This window comes from Pseudarthrobacter linnaei (assembly GCF_055412825.1).
Genome location: NZ_JBVAYX010000001.1, coordinates 145,138 through 162,095, shown reverse-complemented (window position 1 = coordinate 162,095; position 16,958 = coordinate 145,138). Strand labels below are relative to the sequence as shown.

Here is a 16,958-nt window from a genome sequence, read left to right as displayed (position 1 = left end):
TCAGGCCTCCCGCTGGGCAACGGCCCTGGATTCGATGATGGCGCCGGCCATTGCCGCGAGCTCGCGCTCCGGGACCCGGAAGGCTCCTGTCCGGTTGACGGTGTAAACGACCGGCCAGAGCTGCCGGACGGGGTCGGGGCCGCCGGTGGCGGAGTCGTCGTCGGCGGCGTCGTAGAGGGCCTCGACGGCGACGGAGACGGCGTCCCGCTCCGGGAGGTTGGGCCGCCAGAGTTTCTTGAGCGCGCCGCGCGCGAACATCGAGCCGGAACCGACCGTGTGGTGTTCCTGCTCCTCGTACCGGCCCCCGGTGACGTCGTAGGAGAACAGGCGGCCAAGCCCCGCGGGACGGTCGAAGCCCGCGAACAGCGGCACGACGGCCAGGCCCTGCATCGCCATCGGCAGGTTGCTGCGGACCATCGCCCCGAGCCGGTTGGCTTTGCCGTCGAGGCTCAGGAGTGTCCCCTCGATCTTCTCGTAGTGTTCAAGTTCAACCTGGAAGAGTCGGGTGATGTCGAGTGCGATCCCTGCCGTCCCGGCGATGCCGAGCACGGAATACTGGTCCGCGGGGAACACTTTCTCGATGTGCCGGCTGGCGATGACGTTGCCCATCGTGGCGCGGCGGTCGCCCGCCATCAGCACCCCTCCGGCGTAGGTCAGCGCGACGATGGTCGTCCCGTGCGGCGCCTGCAGTGGCGTGGCGGGACTCCCCGCGAGGAGCTGCTGGCCGGAGGGCAGGTGTCCGAAGGGCAACAAGTCGGGGCGCTGGCGCTGCAGATGTTCGGTGAAGGAGGACGTGGCGTTGGCTGCTACCTGGTTGGCGGTGGTTTCCTGCACTGGTGCACTCCCTCAACATAGTGAATCAACGACTTCTGGCCCTCAGCCCTGTGCCGGCGCCCCGGGGCCGCCGCGGTCCGGGCGGTGCGCTACTGTCCACCCTTTTGGACAAACGCCCGGACGAATTCCTCGGCATTGGACTCCAGGACACCGTCGATCTCATCGAGCAGATCGTCGACGCCCTGGGTGGCGGCTGACGCCTGGCCCTCCGCGGGAGCCGGCGGGGCGGCCGGGACGTCTTCGTCGACTTCGGTGTCCCGCGACTGCGGCTGCTGCTGCTCCTGGCCTGCCATTGTTCTCTCCTTCTGTCCGTCCCTTCTTAGCAAGGGACTTCCTGTAAGCCATATTGCCACGCGCGGAGCCCCTGCGGGGCTCTTTGGTCCTTAGGAACCGGGAGGGAGTCCCAGCAGCTCGGACAGAAACGGGGCTGCCTCCCGGTGCCGGGCGAACAGGCCACCGGTGAGGGCTTCGGTTCCGCGCAGCGGTTCCCGGGTGGGGACCCGCTGCAGCCGGCCACGGCCGGGCACATCGAAAATTACGGAGTCCCAGCTGGCGCCGACAACGTCGGCCCCGAAGCGGCTGACGCAGCGGCCCCGGAAGAAGGCCCGGGTGTCCGACGGCGGCTCGGTGACCGCCCGCTGGATCACGCCGTCGTCCACGATCCGTTGCATGCGGTCCCGTGCCAGCAGACGGCAGTAAAGCCCCTTCTCCGGCCGGATGTCCGCCCACTGCAGGTCCACGAGGCCCAGCCGCGCGTGGCCCCACTCCAGCCCGTCGCGGTCCCGGTAGCCCTCCAGCAGGGAGAATTTCGCCAGCCATTCGACGGAGGACGCGGCCGCCGCGCGGTCGTTGCCCAGTTCGGTCAGTGTCGCCGACCAGCGTTCCAGCACGTCATGGGTGTGGCCGTCCCCGTCTACGGCATCAGCGACGCCGGTGTCCTGGGCATGCTTCGCGGCCGCTTCAAAGTAGATCCACTGCAGGTCCAGGGCGGTGAGCCGGCGCCCGTCGAGCAGCCGCAGGGTGGCGGTGAGCGAGGTGTCGTGGCTGACGGCCTGCAGCGAGGCGACCGGCTCATGGACCTCCAGCTTCGGGGCCAGGCCGGCCTCGATCAGGCTCAGCACCAGGGCTGTGGTGCCGAATTTCAGGTAGTTGGCTGGCTGGCTGAGGTTGGCGTCGCCGATGATGACGTGCAGCCGACGGTATTTATCCGCCGTGGCATGGGGTTCGTCGCGGGTGTTGATGATGGGGCGGCGGATTGTGGTTTCGAGGCCGACTTCGGTCTCGAAGAAGTCCGCCCGCTGGCTGATCTGGTAGCCGGGCCGGGAGCCGTCCTGTTTCATGCCGACCCGGCCGGCGCCGCAGAAAATCTGGCGGGTAACGAAGAACGGGGTCAGCCCGCGGACGATGTCCCCGAACGGCACCGCGCGGGGCATGAGGTAGTTCTCGTGGGAGCCGTAGGAGACCGACTTGTTGTCGGTGTTGTTCTTGTACAGATTGATGGGCGGCAGCTCAGGATCCGCCGCCAGGCGCCGCACCGCAGCGAGGGCCACGAGGTCTCCGGCGGCATCCCAGGCGACGGCGTCGCGCGGGTTGGTCACTTCCGGGCTGGAGTACTCGGGGTGGGCGTGGTCGACGTACAGCCGGGCACCGTTGCCGAGGACCATGTTCATTAACAGCGTGCCGGGCTCGTCCTCGCCGTCGGCTTCGAGTTCCTTCCGGCCGTAGGCCAGGGCGACAGCCTCGGCGTCGAGGACCGGCGGCTGGTCGGTGAGCTGGTCGGGTTCGGCCTGGCTGCGCTCCAGCGTCCAGCCGCGGGCGTCATGCAGCGGTTCCTCGTCGGTGTAGTCCCAGCGGGTCTCGGCCCCGCCGGCGGCGCGCTGCCGGGTCACCTGGGCGTAGGCCTGGATTACGCGGGCGGACATCATTGTGGCGTTGGCACCTGGTGCGGAGGGCGCGTGGATCCCGTATTCGGTTTCCGAGCCCATCACCCGCATGGCGCCGCCGACCGGCAGGCCGCCGGACAGGCCGGCGGGCCTGCCGGGCGCGGCCGACGTCACAGGTACTGGCCTGTGCTCGGCATCGTTTCGATGGACTTGCCGGGTTCCTGCCCGGCCTTGCCTTGGACGATGGTGCGGATGTAGGTGATGCGCTCGCCCTTCTTGCCCGAGATCCGTGCCCAGTCGTCGGGGTTGGTGGTGTTGGGCATGTCCTCGTGCTCGCGGAATTCGTCGACGACGGCGCGCAGCAGGTGGTCGATCCGGATGCCTTTCTGGCCAACGGTGAGCAAGTCCTTGATGGCGTACTTCTTGGCCCGGTCCACGACGTTCTGCACCACGGCGCCGGAGTTGAAGTCCTTGAAGTAGAGCATTTCGGTGTCGCCGTTGGCGTAGGTGACCTCGAGGTATTCGTTGGACTTGTCGGTGGAGTACATGGCCTCGACAGTTCGCTGGACCATCGCGTCAACGGTGGCCTGCACATCGCCGTGGTGCTCGGCGAGGTCGGACTCGTGGAAGGGAAGGTCGGCGGTGATGTACTTGTTGAAGATGTCCGCCGCGGCCTCAGCGTCGGGACGGTGGATCTTGACCTTGACGTCCAGCCGGCCCGGCCGCAGGATGGCCGGGTCGATCATGTCCTCACGGTTGGAGGCGCCGATCACGATCACGTTGTCGAGCCGCTCGACGCCGTCAATCTCGCTGAGCAGCTGCGGGACGATGGTCGTTTCGACGTCAGAGGAGATGCCGGTGCCGCGGGTGCGGAATAGCGAGTCCATTTCGTCGAAGAACACCACCACCGGGCTGCCCTCGGAGGCCTTCTCCCGGGCGCGGGCGAAGATCAGCCGGATGTGCCGTTCGGTCTCGCCGACGTACTTGTCCAGCAGCTCCGGTCCCTTGATGTTCAGGAAGTAACTCTTCATGTCCGTTTTGCCGGTGCGTTCGGCGGCCCGGGCGGCGAGGGAGTTGGCGACCGCCTTGGCGATGAGCGTCTTGCCGCAGCCCGGCGGGCCATAGAGCAGGATGCCCTTCGGGGCCTTGAGCCCGTGTTCGCGGTACAGGTCCGGATGCAGGAACGGCAGCTCCACGGCGTCGCGGATCTGTTCGATCTGCGGTCCCAGTCCGCCGATGTCCTGGTAGGTGATGTCCGGGACTTCCTCGAGGACGAGGTTCTCCACCTCGGAGCGCGGGACCTTTTCGAGTGCGTAGCCGGTGCGGGAGTCGATCGAGAGGGCGTCTCCGACCCGGAGCTTTTGCGAGAGCAGGGCGCCCGAGAGCCGGATGACACGTTCCTCGTCCGCCCGGCCGACGACCAGGGCACGGTCCGTGCCCAGCATTTCCTTCAGCGTGACCAAGTCCCCGGCCCGTTCGTAGCCCAGGCCGGCTACCACCATCAGCCCCTCGTTGAGGAGGACTTCCTGGCCGACTGCCAGCTGGTTCATGTTGACCAGTGGGCTGATCCCGACGCGCATTTTGCGGCCCGCGTTGAAAATGTCGACCGATTCCTCGGTCGCGGCCTGGCCGCCGTTGCCGGCGGAGGGGTGGCGTTTAAGGTTCAGCTGCAGCACGGTGCCGAAGCTGTACGGCGGCTGGCCCTCCTGCTCGAGGGCATTCTTGAGCCGGAGGATCTCCGCTTTCGCGGTTTCCAGCATGCCCACGAGCTTGGAGTTGTTTTGCGTCGCGGCGGCGAGCTGGCGGTCAATATGCCGGAGTTTGTCCCGGAGGATATTGACCTGCCGCTCGGCGACGGACAGCTCGCTGACGGTGTGCGCCTGCCCCGCGGATGCGGCCGCATCCTCTGCCGGTGTCTGGCCCGGATCGGTGTTCGGAGTCTCCATCGTGCATCAGCCCCTTCCTACGCTTCTATTAAGACATTAGCCCCAAGAAGCCGGACCCCGCTGAAGATTCCGAAATACGGACTAGTTTGTAATATCCGGATCGTCCTTGACATTGGTTCCGGCAATGGCGTCGCGGGCGGCCCGGCGCAGTTTTTTGTCCGAGACGGCGCGCTCCCCCACCGCACCGGGCGTCCAGGCGTTGACGTCCTCTTCCTTGAAGTCGGTCTTGGACGGGCGTCGTTTCATGGAGATGCCCGTGACGCCGTCGGCCAGCCGCCGGGTTACCAGCAGAAAGCCGGTGTGCGCGACCATCCGGTGGTCCGGACGGACCGCCAGGCCCTCGAGGTGCCAGCCGCGGACCATGGATTCCCAGGCGTCGGGTTCGGTGAAGCGGCCGTCGGCGCGGATGGCCTCCGCGGTCCGGGACAGCTGCGTCACCGTGGCGACGTAGTTGATCCACACACCGCCGGGGGCCAGCACGGTGGCCACCGCGTCGAGGCATTCCCATGGGGCCAGCATGTCCAGGACCACGCGGTCCACGGACCCGGGCTTCTCGGTGCGGACGACTTCCTCCTGGAAATCCCCAATGGAGATCTGCCAGGCCGGATGCGGGCCGCCGAAGATCGTCTCGACGTTGCCGCGGGCGATGTCGGCGAATTCTTCCCGGCGCTCGAAGGAGTGCAGGTAGCCGTTGTCGCCGACCGCGCGGAGCAGCGAGATGGACAGGGCGCCGGAGCCGACGCCGGCCTCGACGACGCGTGCGCCGGGGAAGATGTCCGCCATGGTGACGATCTGGCCGGCGTCCTTGGGGTAGACGACTGCCGCGCCGCGGGGCATCGAGAGGACGAAGTCCGAGAGCAGCGGGCGGAGCGTCTGGTACTGCTGGCCGACGTTGTTGACCACCACGGAGCCGTCCGGCCTGCCGATGATCTCGTCGTGGTTCAGGAAGCCGCGGTGCGTGTGGAAGGCGCCGCCGGCTTCGAGGCTGATCGTGTTCATGCGTCCGCGCTCGTCGGTGAGCTGGACGCGTTCGCCCTCCCGGAACGGTCCGCGGCGGCGGGCGGCGCCGACGGGAGCGCCGCCGGCACGTGCCGGGCTGGTCGCCGGGGCGTCGGTGCTGTTGGCCGCTCTGCCGGCCGCGTCGGGTGTGCCGGCGTCGTCGGGGCTGGTGCTGGCGGCGGTGTCGCTGCTCATGAAAGTGTTCCTCGCTCCTGTAAAGCTGTGTGGCCGCGGAAATTGCCGGCGGTCCGGCTGCTCGCGCCCAGGGCCGTGCGCCCAGGCCGGAAATACACGACCGGCAGGTAACTCTACCGGCTTTGCCCGAACATCCGCTTGCCGGACCCGGGATTCCTGCCTGTCAGGGCGCCGAGGACCGCGGACTGGCGCAGCAGGCCGGTTACGGTTCCGTCGCGGTCGACGACGGCGTATTCCAGGCCGTCGAGTTGGGCCAGGTACTGGATCAGTTCCTGTCCTTTGGACCACTCCGGCACGTAGGCACCGTCCCCGAGGGCGTAGGACACGGCCGTGAGGGGCGTCGTGGCGGCGGCGGCCGCGGAGACCGTGGCGACGGCCCCGGCGTCGACCACGGCAGCCGGCCGCCCGTCCGGGCGGTAGAGCACGACGGCGGGACTCGTCCCCGTGGCGGGATCCGGGGCCAGCGCCAGCACTTCGGCCACCGACGCGCCTTCCGGCATGCCCACTGCCGGTTCGGCCAGCGCACCGGCTTCCACGAGCGGCAGCCGGCTCCGCAGCCGGGCCTGCTCGATGGAGGCGGTGGCTCCCATCCAAAGGAAGCTGCCGACGAGGACCGTGATCAGCATCAGGGAGATGTCCGGCCGGTCACCGCTGAGGACGGGCAGGACCACGAACCAGGCCACGAGGGCGATCACGATGATCCGCCCGCCCCAGCCGGCCGCCATGGTGCCCTTTTCCTGGCTGCCGGTCAGTTTCCAGACGGCGGATTCAACGAGGCGGCCGCCGTCCAGCGGCAGCCCCGGCAGGACGTTGAAGATGCCGATCAGCAGATTTGCCCAGACGAAGATGTTGGCCAGGATCCCCGCGACGCCGGTGAGGTCGCCGGCCGTCAGCAGGAGCCAGCCGCCGGCGGCGAGGACAAAGTTGGCGGCCGGGCCCGCCATCGCAACGAGGACGGACCGCCCGGGCGATGCCGTGAAGCTCTCAAACTGGGTGTGGCCGCCCCAGAGGTTGAGGACGATCTTTTCGCTGGGCCAGCGGTAGATCTTCGCGGTCAGCGCGTGCGCGAGCTCATGCACCAATACGGAGATCAGCAGCAGGAGCGCGTAGGCGAACGCGACGAAGTAGGCGCCGATGCCAAGGTAGGGGTTGTTCGCCTGCAGCACGGGGCCGTAGACAGCCACCGTGAAGGCGGCAATGATGAACCACGAATAGGCGAGGATCACCGGGATGCCGGCGATCCGCCCCAGCAGGATTCCTTCCTTGCGGCCCTGCTTCTGCGGATCCTGCCCGCTGCGGCCGCGGGTGTCGGTGTCAGTCATGGACCGGCACCTTTGCCGCGCTGGGTTCCGGCCGGCCGCCGGGGACGGCGCCGGCGGCCAGGCCGAAAGTAGCGTCCGGGAATTCGTGGCGCAGGGCGACCAGCTCTTCGAGATCGGCAACGGTGCGCCCCGCCAGGGTGTCCCACACGGCGTGGCGCGGATTATGCGGCAGCGGCATGATATGCGGTATGGCGACGGTCAGCACGCCGGAGGCGACGGCGGCCGCCACGCCCGGCTCGGAGTCTTCAAGCGCGATGCAGTGATGCAGTCCGAGGTCCGGGTCCTGTTCCTGCAGCAGTCCGACCGCCGTGAGGTAAGCCTCGGGGTGTGGCTTGCCCTGCGTGACGGTGTCGCCGGTGACGAGGAAGTCAAAGTAGGGCCCGGGCAGGCTGGCCACGATCTCGCGGGCCAGCGGGGCCTCGGACATCGTCACCAGGGCGCAGCGGATCCCCGAGGTGTGGAGCTCCTCCAGCAGTTCGCGGGCCCCGGGCCGCCACGGCACGGCGGTGCGGACCTGGCGGATGACGTGGGCGGTCAGGATGTCGATGATTTCCCGGCGCTCCAGCGCCACCCCGGCCTCCTGCAGGATGCCCGCGGAGAAGACCAGCGACTGGCCCACCAGCTGCATGGCCTTCTCATGGGACCACTGCCCGCCGTGGGCAGCCACCAGAGCGTGCTCGGCCTCGATCCAGTACGGCTCGGTGTCCACAATGGTGCCATCCATGTCCCAGAGCGCGGCTTTGAGCAGGGGCTGGGGAGCTGAGGATTGCATGCGTTCCAGTCTACGGGGCGGCCCTGTGAAGGCCCTGATACTACGCCTACGGCGAATATGGGCCGCAGGCCGCCGATTTCCGGCGCTTCATTCCCTGCGGGGGCCCGGTCCTTGGACGTAGGGTGAAGGGATGAATAGCTTCGAGGTAGACCCCGCGGAAACGGGCGACGTGCCCGAGCCGGAACGGCTGCTGCAGCCTGTACCCGAGGGCCGGCGCATCACGGTGATGCTCGCCGCCTTTGAAGGCTGGAACGACGCCGGGGAGGCTGCGAGCGACGCATTGCGCTACCTCAACAAGCTCTGGGGCGGCAAGAAAGTCGGTTCGGTTGACGCCGACGAGTACTACGACTTCCAGTTCACCCGGCCCACGATCCGCCGCACGTCCTCCGGTGAGCGGAAGATCAAGTGGCCCTCAACCCGTATTTTCAAAGCCAGCGTTCCCGATTCCAACGTGGACGTTATTTTCGTCCAGGGCACCGAGCCGTCGTACAAATGGCGGGCCTACACCGCCGAACTGCTGGTCCACGCCGAGGCACTCCGTGTGGACTACGTCATCCTTGTCGGCGCCCTGCTCGCCGACGTCCCGCACAGCCGGCCGATCCCGGTGAGCACGTCGACGGATGACCCTGCGCTACGTGAGCGGATGGACCTCGAGGCCTCGCAGTACGAGGGGCCCGTGGGGATCGTGGGGGTCCTCGCCGAGGTGGCGCTGCTGGCCGGGCTGCCCACGGTCTCACTCTGGGCCGCGGTGCCGCACTACGTGGCGCAGGCTCCCTCCCCCAAGGCACAGCTCGCGCTGCTGCACCGGGTCGAGGAGCTCCTGCAGGTTCCGCTCGACACCCAGGACCTCGTCGAGGAGTCCGACGCCTGGGAACGCGGCGTTGACGAGCTGGCCACCGAGGACCCCGAGATCGCGGCGTATGTGCGCCAGCTGGAGGAAGCGAAGGACACCGCCGACCTCCCGGAGGCCAGCGGCGAGTCGATCGCCCGGGAATTCGAGCGCTACCTCAAACGCCGAGGCAAGGACAAGCCCTAGAGCTCGACGCCCAGCAGGGCGTTGACGGCGTCGGCCGCCAGGGCGGCGTCCGGGGCGGACCCGGCCTGGGCCGCCTGGAGTGCCGCCGCTGCCCACTCGTCCATGGCGGCGACAGCGCCGGGGGCGTTCAAATCGCTCGCGAGTTCGGCGCGCAGCCGGGACACCAGCCCGGCGGCTGAGCCTGCGGGGGCCGTATCGAGGGCAGCCCGCCAGGCGCGGAGCCGTTCCTTCGCCTGGGCAAAGCCGGCCTCGGTCCAGGACCAGTCGCTGCGGTAGTGGTGGGCCAGGATGGCCAGCCGGATCGCGGCCGGGTCCTCGCCGGCGGCGCGGAGTCTGGAAACCAGGACCAGGTTTCCCTTGGACTTGCTCATCTTCTCGCCGTCGAGCCCCACCATGCCGGCGTGGGCAAAGTGTTGTGCCAGCGGCACACCGGTCAGGGAATAGGCATGCCCGGCGCCCATTTCGTGGTGCGGGAAGATCAGGTCCGAGCCGCCGCCCTGCACGGTGAACGGTGCGGGCAGGTACTTCTGGGCGATGACGGTGCATTCGATGTGCCAGCCTGGCCGCCCCTCGCCCAGCCCGCCGCCGGGCCAGCTCGGTTCGCCCTCGCGGGCAACCCGCCAGAGCAGGGGGTCCAGCGCCTGGCGCTTGCCGGCCCGGCCGGGGTCTCCGCCGCGTTCGGCAAAAAGCTCGAGCATCTCCGCGTCGGACAGTCCGGAGATGGCGCCGAGGGTCCAGGCGTCCGTGGCCTCGGCGGAGTGCTTGCCGGCCGCTTCGACGTCGTAATAGACGTCCCCGTCCGGTTCGCCGTCGGTGCCGGCCACCCGGTAGGCCAGACCCCGCTCCACCAGGCGTTTGATCGCGGGAACAATCAGCGGAATGGCTTCCACCGCACCCACGTAGTGGTCCGGGGCGAGCACGTTGAGGGCTTCCATGTCTGTCTGGAAGAGCTCGATCTGGCTGGCGGCGAGATCGCGCCAGTCCACGCCCGTGGCGGCCGCGCGCTCCAGCAGGGGGTCGTCGACATCGGTGACGTTCTGGACGTAGGAGACCTGCTGGCGGCCGTCCCGCCAGGCGCGGTTGAGCAGGTCGAATGCGACGTAGCTGGCCGCGTGGCCCATGTGCGTGGCGTCATACGGGGTGATTCCGCAGGCATACATCGATTGTTCGCCCGCTGCCCCGAGGGTGACAACGCCGCCCTTGGCGGTGTCGAAGAGGCGGAGGGCAGGCATGCTGCCAGGGAGCTGGGGAACGGGGCGGGAGATCCAAGACTTCACAGTCCAAGCCTAGTGCTAGGCGCTGATGACGTTAAAACCGAGCAGCACGTACAGTGCCAGGCCCAGGAGAATGCGGTACCAGACGAAGAGCCGGTAGCCGTGGGTCGAGACGTACTTCAGGAACCAGCCGATGATGATATAGCCCACCGCAAAGGCGACGGCAGTGGCCAGCGCCGTTTCCGGGAGGCTGTAGGGGCCGGTGATGCCGTCCGCGGAGACCACTTTGTAGAGCTGGAACAGGCCGCTGCCGAACACGGCCGGGATGGCCAGCAGGAAGGAATAGCGGGCCGCCGCTTCGCGGGTGTAGCCCATCAGCAGGCCGGCGGTGATCGTGCCGCCGGAGCGCGAGACCCCCGGAATCAGGGCCATGGCCTGGGCCAGGCCGTAGAAGAGGCCATGTTTATAGGTCAGCTGGGTCAGCTCGCGTTCCTGGCGTCCGACGGCGTCAGCGACGGCGAGGATCATGCCGAAGACAATCAGCGTGGTGGCGACGACCCAGAGGCTGCGGAGGACGGACTCGATCTGGTCCTGGAACAGCAGGCCGAGGATGATGATCGGCAGGCTGCCCAGGATCACCAGCCAGCCCATTCTGGCGTCCGGGTGCTGCCGTGGAACCTTGCCGGTCAGCGATCCGGCCCACGCCGTAACGATCCGCACAATGTCGCGCCAGAAGTAGACAATGACGGCGGTTTCCGTGCCCAGCTGGGTGATCGCCGTAAAGGCGGCCCCGGGGTCGGCAGCGTTGGGAAGGAAGGAGCCGACGATCCGTAGATGGGCGCTTGAGGAAATGGGGAGGAATTCTGTCAGTCCCTGCACAAGGCCCAGAAAGGCCGCTTCAAACCAGTTCACGTAGATAGACCCTACGTCATGAAGGCGTCCGAACCCCCGTAAGCTTGCTGACATGCAGCAGCGTTATGTCGGCAACAGTGGGTTGCGCGTGTCCTCCCTTTCCCTCGGCACCATGTCCTGGGCCCGGGAAACCGATGAGCAGGATGCCTCGGCGCTGCTCCGCATCTTTATGGACGGCGGCGGAACCCTGATCGACACGGCCGCGTCCTACAGCGAGGGCCAGGCTGAAGCGATGCTGGGCGGAATGCTGGGCGACGTTGTTGCCCGCTCCGAAGTGGTCATCTCCACGAAAGCCGGCCTGTCGACGTCGGAGGGCCGCCGCGGCGTCGACACGTCCCGGAGCGGGATGCTCTCCGGCCTGGATGCGAGCCTCGCCCGGCTGGGCACCGACTACGTGGATCTCTGGTTCGCCCAGGCGTGGGACCCGAACGTCCCGCTCGAGGAGACTCTGTCCGCGCTCGAATTCGCTGTCCGCTCGGGCCGTGCCCGCTATGCGGGGGTCTCCAACTTCAACGGCTGGCAGACGGCCAAGGCCGCAGCCGTCGCGGGTTTCCCGCTGGTCGCGAACCAGTCGGAATACTCCCTGCTGCACCGTTCCCCCGAAGCTGAACTCATTCCCGCCATCGAGGACGCCGGCCTGGGCATGATGGCCTGGGGTCCGCTGGGGCGCGGGGTGCTGACCGGCAAGTACCGCGGGCACATTCCCGCGGATTCCCGGGCAGCCCATGCGCGGCTGGCCGGCTACGTCGAGCCATACCTCGAGGGGACCTCGTCCAGTGTGGTGGAGGCCGTGGCGATGGCGGCGAAGGGGCTGGGCCGGACAGCCCTCGACGTCTCCCTGAGCTGGCTGCTCTCCCAGCACGGTGTGGCAACGGCGGTCGTGGGACCCCGCACGCCGGTGCAGCTCAAAGAGATCCTGGATTCAACGCTGGCAGCGCTGCCGCCGCAGATCGCCCAGGCCCTGGAGGACGTGTCCAGCCCCGTCTGAGCGGCGTCCCGGCCGGACTAAGTCACTGCAGGGTCACTGCAGGATTTCGAGGTCTTCCTCGTCGTCGATATCCTCTTCCTCGTCGTCATCCAGGACCCCAAGTCCTGTCACTTCGCCGTACGCTTCATAGAGCGAGTCGTCGTAGACTTCAAAGGCGTCGGCAACGGCAAAAAACGCTGCCTCGACCGCGGGGTCCCCGGGTCCCCGTCGTGCTGATGCAGCGGCGAGGTGTTCCTGCAGGGCAGCCGTCAGGGCTTCAAGCGCGACACGCGGATCGATGCTCATGAGTTCACGTTAGCCGCAAAAGGAAGAAAATGGAGAGCAATGAAGGAACATTTTCTCAGCAGTTCAGTCCGGCGGGAGCGGGACTATGTGAGGCAGTACGAGTACCTCGTGCTGACGGTAAGTCCTGAGGATTCCCTGCCTGAAGCGCGCCGCCGGCTGGTGGAACACTCCGAGTACGGCAAGTGGGAACTGGAGCGCAGCGTGCTGTATTTGGGCGGCGGCCGCCGCTTCTGGCTCCGCCGCCGGGTCACCCAGGTCCAGCGCACCGTCTAGGGTCCTGCCCAGCGAACCGTCCAGGGTCCTGGCGACCAGCGGCGCGTCTAGGGCGTCTCAAGCGGCCCCAGCCACGCGTTGGCCACCGTGTTGTGCGCCGATTCGTCGTCGGAGGGGTGGAACATTCCCGCGAGCACGTCACGGTACAGCCGTTCCAGCTCGGAACCGCGGAAGTAGCTCGATCCCCCGGACACCCTGATGGCCAGGTCCACGACCGTGCGGGCCGTCTCCGTCGCACTGACTTTGAGCCCGACCAGCTTCGGGAACCACTGGCTGCCATGATCGGCCAGCGCGTCGACGTCCGCGGCGACGCTCGAGAGTTGGGGGTACAGCGCGTCCATCGCCATGGCCGCGTCTGCCACTTTCCAGCGGATGTCCGGATCCTGGGCGTAACTGCGCCCGCCATTCTTGAAGGACGTCCGCCGCTTAACCGCCTCAACGCCCAGGGCGAGGGCCCGTTCACCGAGGCCCGTGTAGACCGCGGCCAGCAGCGTCTCGAAGCAGGCGAAGATGGCGAAGATGAGCGGGTCCGCGTTCGGGCCGACCGGCAGTCTGCGGAAGATCCGCTCTGCCGGCACGACCGCGCCGTCCAGGACCGTCGTGTTCGACTGGCTGGCCCGCATGCCCAGCGTGTCCCAGTCGGCCAGGATCTCGTACCCGGGGGTCTCCCGGGTGAGGAAGCCATGAATTAGCTGCCCTGCGCCCTCCGCTGCCGCGGCGTCCTTCCCGAAGATCCCCAGCCGGGTCCACGCCGGAGAGAGGCTCGTGAAGATTTTGCGGCCGGTGAAGGCATACCCGCCGCCGGCTTGCGGGACGGCAGCGGTGCGGGAGTCGAAGAGCACCGAGTCGTTGCCCGCCTCCGAGTTCCCGAACGCGAAGATCTCACCCTGCCCGGCCTCCCGGAGGACGAAGCCGAGGGACGAGTCGCCCCGCGCGGCCAGGACGTGCGCGACGCCGGTCCACACCAGATGCATGTTGATCGCCAGCGCGGTGGCGGGGGCCGCCGTCGCCAGCCGCCGCTGCAGCTGCGCCGCCGCTTGGAGCCCGAGTCCCAGCCCGCCGTCGGACGCCGGAACGAAGATTTTCAGGTAGCCGGCCGCCGCCAGCTCGGCCAGGTCCGCGTCGAAGAAGGCGTTGTCCCGGTCATAGCCGGCGGCACGCCCGCGGATCCGTTCCAGCAGGGCATCGGGCAATACATCGTGCAAGTAATCGTGCAGGACATCGTCAGGGCTCATGGGGCGGAGTCTTTCAGATTTCAGTAGTTGGTGAGCAGGGTATCGAGCACCCGGGCGCCGAACTTCAGGGAGTCGGTGGGGACGCGTTCGTCCACGCCGTGGAACATCCCGGTGAAGTCCAGTTCGTCCGGGAGCTGGAGCGGCGCGAAGCCGTACCCGGTGATGCCCAGCCGGCTCAGGGACTTATTGTCCGTGCCGCCGGACAGCGTGTAGGGCAGGACTTTCGCTCCGGGGTCCTCGGCGTGCAGCGCGTCGATCATGGAGTCCACGAGGTTCCCTGCGAACGGAACCTCCAGCGAGACGTCGTTGTGGACGTAACTCACGTCCACACCCTTGCCGGCGAGTTCGCGGACGATTTCGAGGACGTGCTCCTCCTGGCCGGGCAGGGTCCGGCAGTCGATGAGGGCCTCCGCTGACTCGGGGATCACATTGTGCTTGTAGCCGCCCTTGAGCAGGGTGGGGTTGGTGGTGTTCTGCAGGGTTGCGCCGACGAAGCGGGCCACGGTGCCGAGCTCCCTGAGGATCTTGTCCGGGTCGTCGGGATCGAATTCCACGCCCGTGAGTTCCGTCACGCCGTCAAGGAACTGCCGCGTGGTGGGCGTCAGCTCCACCGGCCAGCGGTATTCCCCGATGCGGGACACCGCGCTGGCCAGCCGTGTGACGGCGTTATCCGTGTTGATCTGGGAGCCGTGGCCGGCGCGGCCGTGGGCGACGAGGCGCAGCCAGGACAGGCCCTTTTCGGCGGTCTGGAGCAGGTAGGTGCGCTGGCCGCCGATGGTGGCGGAGAAGCCGCCGACCTCGGAGATGGCCTCGGTGGCGCCGTCGAAGAGTTCAGGCCGCTTCTCGATCGCGTAGCGGGCGCCGTAGGTGCCGCCGGCTTCCTCATCGGCGAAGAACGCGAAGATGAGGTCCCGCTTGGGTTTGCGTCCCGTGCGGGCGAAATTCCGCAGAACGGAGAGGATCATGGCGTCCATGTCCTTCATGTCCACCGCGCCGCGGCCCCAGATCATGCCGTCCTTGAGTTCCGCGCCGAAGGGATCCACCGACCACTGCTCACGGAGTGCGGGGACAACGTCCAGGTGCCCGTGGACCACGAGGGCGCTGGCGGATGGGTCCTCACCGGCCAGCCTGGTCACCACGCTGGCGCGGCCCGGGGCGGCCTCGAAGATCTCGGCATCCAGGCCCACCTCGGTCATCAGCCCGGCGGTGTATTCGGCGGCCGCCCGCTCCCCAGGGCCGGAACCGTCGCCATAGTTGGACGTGTCGAACCGGATTAGTTCCTGGCAGATCCTGACGACTTCGTCCTCGGGCCTGATGTCGGTCATGTGTCACTCCTCGTGGCGGCGGCTCTGTTGCTGGCTTCAGCCTACCCACATGCCCGTTCAGGCCCCGATTATTTGTTTCGGGAAAGTTCATGCTAGAGTCTTTCTCGCTGCTTCGGAGAAAACCGAAACGCTGAAAGGCGAAAAGGTACACCGAATACCACCTGCGCGGGTGGCGGAATGGCAGACGCGCTAGCTTGAGGTGCTAGTCCTCGAAAGGGGGTGGGGGTTCAAGTCCCCCTCCGCGCACTACAGGAAAAGGCCCTGGAATCCCATGGATTTCGGGGCCTTTTTGTGCCCTGCCGCCAGTGGCAGGCCGGCTAATGGGCCGGTCCCGTGCTTCCCTCCACAGATCCCGTTGCCGTCTTCGTCCAGCCCGGCCCCGCCGAATGGTGGAGCCACCCAGCAGGCCCTGGACAGTTCCCCTCTCAGGCCCGCGTTAGGCTCCACTGGGCTTGGCTGTCCTGACGGTTCTGGAGGATAACGGACCGGCCGGGCCACCCCGGACCGGGTCAAGGATGTTGCCGCGGGGAGGACACACACACCGCGTCCCTGGAAGGCCCGCCGGCCGGCTGAGGCGTGGACATGGGGTTCGGGCCGCCCTATCCTTATCCCCTGAAGGGGAACCTCACCGAGCCGCGTTGGAACCGGCAGCGCCCATGGTCGCACTCGTCACCTAGGAGTACCCATGCACCGTCGTCCAGCCGCAGCGTCCGCGCTGCTCGCCTCGCTCTTGCTTTGTACCTCGTGCACTTCCACGCCTGGCGGCCAGGCAGGCGAATCAACGCCGGCTACGGGAGCAAGCGCCCCCCCTGGCGGCCAGGCCAGCGCAACGCCCTCCCCCGCTCCCGTGACGACGGATGTCACCCTCGCCCCCCGGCCGGCGCCCGCTGCGCTGGACGCAGCCACACCGGTATCCGTCGAGGAACTCGAGGCGAGCAGGGCCAGGCTCTACTGCCCGAAAGGGGCACAGGACGGCTGCCATGGCCCCGCCGATATGCCGACCTATCTTGGCCACGTGCTCGCGGTGACAGCGCCTATGTTCGACAGCATCTACGGAGTGGAGAACCGGCCGACGTCGTTCTACTTTGCGGCGACCGGGCTGACCGGACCGACGGCCTGCGTCAAGGATGACGGCAGCCCGGAGGAGTACACCAGCCAGGATTTCTCGTACTGCGCTGAAGACAAGGCAATATACGCCGGCCAGGACGCCCTGTGGCAGCTGTACAACGGTGTGGGGGGTGCGGCGCCCGCCGTCGCCTACGCCCACGAATGGGGGCATCACATCCAGAACATATGGGGCGTACCGGCTCCGGTGACCGAGGCGCAGAACATGCTGATCGAGAACCAGGCGGACTGCATTTCCGGCGCCTGGGTGGCGAACGCGGCACAAGCGGGCAACTTGACGTATCCCGACGACCTGGGCGACTTCAGTACCTTGCTGGCGGGCGTTGCCCCGCCGGGTGAGGGTGAAACGGCGAGCCCGATCCAGGACCGGGTGGACGCTTTCACGCAGGGATACACGAACGGACTCGATGGCTGCAATTCGTACTTCCCGGATACGTCCATTTACGCAGGATGACCTGGTTGAGAAGTCCGCCACGGCCGAGGCCTTCCGGTCGTTGTCCGTCCACGGCTCCTGGAAAAGCTACCAGAAGGGAATCCTTCGGGGTGAACGCCGGCGCGGCGTGGATCGGGAGCCTGCCGGGACAGCCAGTCGCCGCCGGTGCGGACGCAGGGAC

The 16,958-nt window shown here is 67.7% G+C and carries 16 protein-coding genes and 1 tRNA gene; 5 read left to right on the top strand and 12 right to left on the bottom strand.

Going from position 1 to position 16,958, the window contains the following annotated elements; translation table 11 throughout:
- The 7 genes from prcB to ACZYZ3_RS00690 all read right to left on the bottom strand — a co-directional run bounded on the left by prcB (window position 1) and on the right by ACZYZ3_RS00690 (window position 7,951).
- Window positions 1-834: a proteasome subunit beta gene (gene prcB / locus ACZYZ3_RS00720; protein WP_463961952.1), complete on the bottom strand. Its 834-nt coding sequence runs from the start codon at window positions 832-834 to the stop codon at window positions 1-3.
- An 89-nt stretch (window positions 835-923) separates the two neighbouring features.
- Window positions 924-1,127 (bottom strand): ubiquitin-like protein Pup, encoded by a 204-nt coding sequence (locus ACZYZ3_RS00715; RefSeq protein WP_024365265.1) that lies wholly within the window; start codon window positions 1,125-1,127, stop codon window positions 924-926.
- A gap of 90 nt (window positions 1,128-1,217) precedes the next feature.
- The gene (gene dop / locus ACZYZ3_RS00710) at window positions 1,218-2,828 is read right to left on the bottom strand and encodes a depupylase/deamidase Dop (RefSeq protein WP_463962170.1); all 1,611 of its coding nucleotides are present in this window, start codon (window positions 2,826-2,828) and stop codon (window positions 1,218-1,220) included.
- Between the two features lie 59 nt (window positions 2,829-2,887).
- Window positions 2,888-4,663: a proteasome ATPase gene (arc, locus tag ACZYZ3_RS00705; protein WP_463961951.1), complete on the bottom strand. Its 1,776-nt coding sequence runs from the start codon at window positions 4,661-4,663 to the stop codon at window positions 2,888-2,890.
- An 81-nt stretch (window positions 4,664-4,744) separates the two neighbouring features.
- The gene (locus tag ACZYZ3_RS00700) at window positions 4,745-5,857 is read right to left on the bottom strand and encodes a tRNA (adenine-N1)-methyltransferase (protein ID WP_463961950.1); all 1,113 of its coding nucleotides are present in this window, start codon (window positions 5,855-5,857) and stop codon (window positions 4,745-4,747) included.
- A gap of 113 nt (window positions 5,858-5,970) precedes the next feature.
- Entirely contained in the window at window positions 5,971-7,179 is a 1,209-nt protein-coding gene (locus tag ACZYZ3_RS00695; RefSeq protein WP_463961949.1) for a site-2 protease family protein, read from the bottom strand.
- Window positions 7,172-7,951 carry an HAD family hydrolase gene (locus tag ACZYZ3_RS00690; RefSeq protein WP_463961948.1) on the bottom strand — a complete coding sequence of 260 codons (780 nt, stop codon included), beginning with the start codon at window positions 7,949-7,951 and terminating at the stop codon, window positions 7,172-7,174. The genes ACZYZ3_RS00695 and ACZYZ3_RS00690 overlap by 8 nt, the downstream gene beginning before the upstream one ends.
- 130 nt (window positions 7,952-8,081) lie before the next feature.
- Here ACZYZ3_RS00690 and ACZYZ3_RS00685 point away from each other — a divergent pair, with 130 nt between their 5' ends.
- Window positions 8,082-8,987: a PAC2 family protein gene (locus ACZYZ3_RS00685; RefSeq protein ID WP_463961947.1), complete on the top strand. Its 906-nt coding sequence runs from the start codon at window positions 8,082-8,084 to the stop codon at window positions 8,985-8,987.
- Here the strand turns inward: ACZYZ3_RS00685 and mshC are convergent.
- The gene (gene mshC / locus ACZYZ3_RS00680) at window positions 8,984-10,264 is read right to left on the bottom strand and encodes a cysteine--1-D-myo-inosityl 2-amino-2-deoxy-alpha-D-glucopyranoside ligase (RefSeq protein WP_463961946.1); all 1,281 of its coding nucleotides are present in this window, start codon (window positions 10,262-10,264) and stop codon (window positions 8,984-8,986) included. The genes ACZYZ3_RS00685 and mshC overlap by 4 nt on opposite strands.
- A gap of 15 nt (window positions 10,265-10,279) precedes the next feature.
- Complete coding sequence (locus ACZYZ3_RS00675) at window positions 10,280-11,113, bottom strand: undecaprenyl-diphosphate phosphatase (RefSeq protein ID WP_463961945.1); 834 nt, start codon at window positions 11,111-11,113, stop codon at window positions 10,280-10,282.
- A 52-nt stretch (window positions 11,114-11,165) separates the two neighbouring features.
- Between ACZYZ3_RS00675 and ACZYZ3_RS00670 the strand changes: the two genes are divergently transcribed.
- Window positions 11,166-12,101: an aldo/keto reductase gene (locus ACZYZ3_RS00670; RefSeq protein ID WP_463961944.1), complete on the top strand. Its 936-nt coding sequence runs from the start codon at window positions 11,166-11,168 to the stop codon at window positions 12,099-12,101.
- Between the two features lie 33 nt (window positions 12,102-12,134).
- Here the strand turns inward: ACZYZ3_RS00670 and ACZYZ3_RS00665 are convergent, their stop codons facing one another.
- The gene (locus ACZYZ3_RS00665) at window positions 12,135-12,386 is read right to left on the bottom strand and encodes a hypothetical protein (protein ID WP_463961943.1); all 252 of its coding nucleotides are present in this window, start codon (window positions 12,384-12,386) and stop codon (window positions 12,135-12,137) included.
- Between the two features lie 39 nt (window positions 12,387-12,425).
- On the opposite strand from ACZYZ3_RS00665, the gene ACZYZ3_RS00660 reads away from it, so the two are divergent.
- Window positions 12,426-12,659, top strand: coding sequence for a DUF5703 family protein (locus ACZYZ3_RS00660; protein ID WP_024366712.1), 234 nt, complete (start codon window positions 12,426-12,428; stop codon window positions 12,657-12,659).
- Window positions 12,660-12,706: 47 nt separating this feature from the next.
- Here the strand turns inward: ACZYZ3_RS00660 and ACZYZ3_RS00655 are convergent, their stop codons facing one another.
- The gene (locus ACZYZ3_RS00655) at window positions 12,707-13,894 is read right to left on the bottom strand and encodes an acyl-CoA dehydrogenase family protein (RefSeq protein ID WP_463961942.1); all 1,188 of its coding nucleotides are present in this window, start codon (window positions 13,892-13,894) and stop codon (window positions 12,707-12,709) included.
- A gap of 20 nt (window positions 13,895-13,914) precedes the next feature.
- Window positions 13,915-15,219, bottom strand: coding sequence for a M20/M25/M40 family metallo-hydrolase (locus ACZYZ3_RS00650; protein ID WP_463961941.1), 1,305 nt, complete (start codon window positions 15,217-15,219; stop codon window positions 13,915-13,917).
- Window positions 15,220-15,382: 163 nt separating this feature from the next.
- Between ACZYZ3_RS00650 and ACZYZ3_RS00645 the strand changes: the two genes are divergently transcribed.
- Together ACZYZ3_RS00645 and ACZYZ3_RS00640 are read left to right on the top strand one after the other, a co-directional pair.
- A tRNA-Leu gene (locus tag ACZYZ3_RS00645) sits at window positions 15,383-15,465 on the top strand.
- A 601-nt stretch (window positions 15,466-16,066) separates the two neighbouring features.
- Window positions 16,067-16,798: a neutral zinc metallopeptidase gene (locus tag ACZYZ3_RS00640; protein WP_463961940.1), complete on the top strand. Its 732-nt coding sequence runs from the start codon at window positions 16,067-16,069 to the stop codon at window positions 16,796-16,798.
- Window positions 16,799-16,958 lie beyond the last annotated feature (160 nt).

Bases quoted from the DNA above. Each gene is read 5' to 3' on its own strand.
- ACZYZ3_RS00715 (WP_024365265.1), bottom strand. From the start codon at position 1,127: ATGGCAGGCCAGGAGCAGCAGCAGCCGCAGTCGCGGGACACCGAAGTC.
- dop (WP_463962170.1), bottom strand. From the start codon at position 2,828: ATGCGGGTGATGGGCTCGGAAACCGAATACGGGATCCACGCGCCCTCC.
- arc (WP_463961951.1), bottom strand. From the start codon at position 4,663: ATGGAGACTCCGAACACCGATCCGGGCCAGACACCGGCAGAGGATGCG.
- ACZYZ3_RS00700 (WP_463961950.1), bottom strand. From the start codon at position 5,857: ATGAGCAGCGACACCGCCGCCAGCACCAGCCCCGACGACGCCGGCACA.
- ACZYZ3_RS00695 (WP_463961949.1), bottom strand. From the start codon at position 7,179: ATGACTGACACCGACACCCGCGGCCGCAGCGGGCAGGATCCGCAGAAG.
- ACZYZ3_RS00690 (WP_463961948.1), bottom strand. From the start codon at position 7,951: ATGCAATCCTCAGCTCCCCAGCCCCTGCTCAAAGCCGCGCTCTGGGAC.
- ACZYZ3_RS00685 (WP_463961947.1), top strand. From the start codon at position 8,082: ATGAATAGCTTCGAGGTAGACCCCGCGGAAACGGGCGACGTGCCCGAG.
- ACZYZ3_RS00670 (WP_463961944.1), top strand. From the start codon at position 11,166: ATGCAGCAGCGTTATGTCGGCAACAGTGGGTTGCGCGTGTCCTCCCTT.
- ACZYZ3_RS00665 (WP_463961943.1), bottom strand. From the start codon at position 12,386: ATGAGCATCGATCCGCGTGTCGCGCTTGAAGCCCTGACGGCTGCCCTG.
- ACZYZ3_RS00660 (WP_024366712.1), top strand. From the start codon at position 12,426: ATGAAGGAACATTTTCTCAGCAGTTCAGTCCGGCGGGAGCGGGACTAT.
- ACZYZ3_RS00655 (WP_463961942.1), bottom strand. From the start codon at position 13,894: ATGAGCCCTGACGATGTCCTGCACGATTACTTGCACGATGTATTGCCC.
- ACZYZ3_RS00650 (WP_463961941.1), bottom strand. From the start codon at position 15,219: ATGACCGACATCAGGCCCGAGGACGAAGTCGTCAGGATCTGCCAGGAA.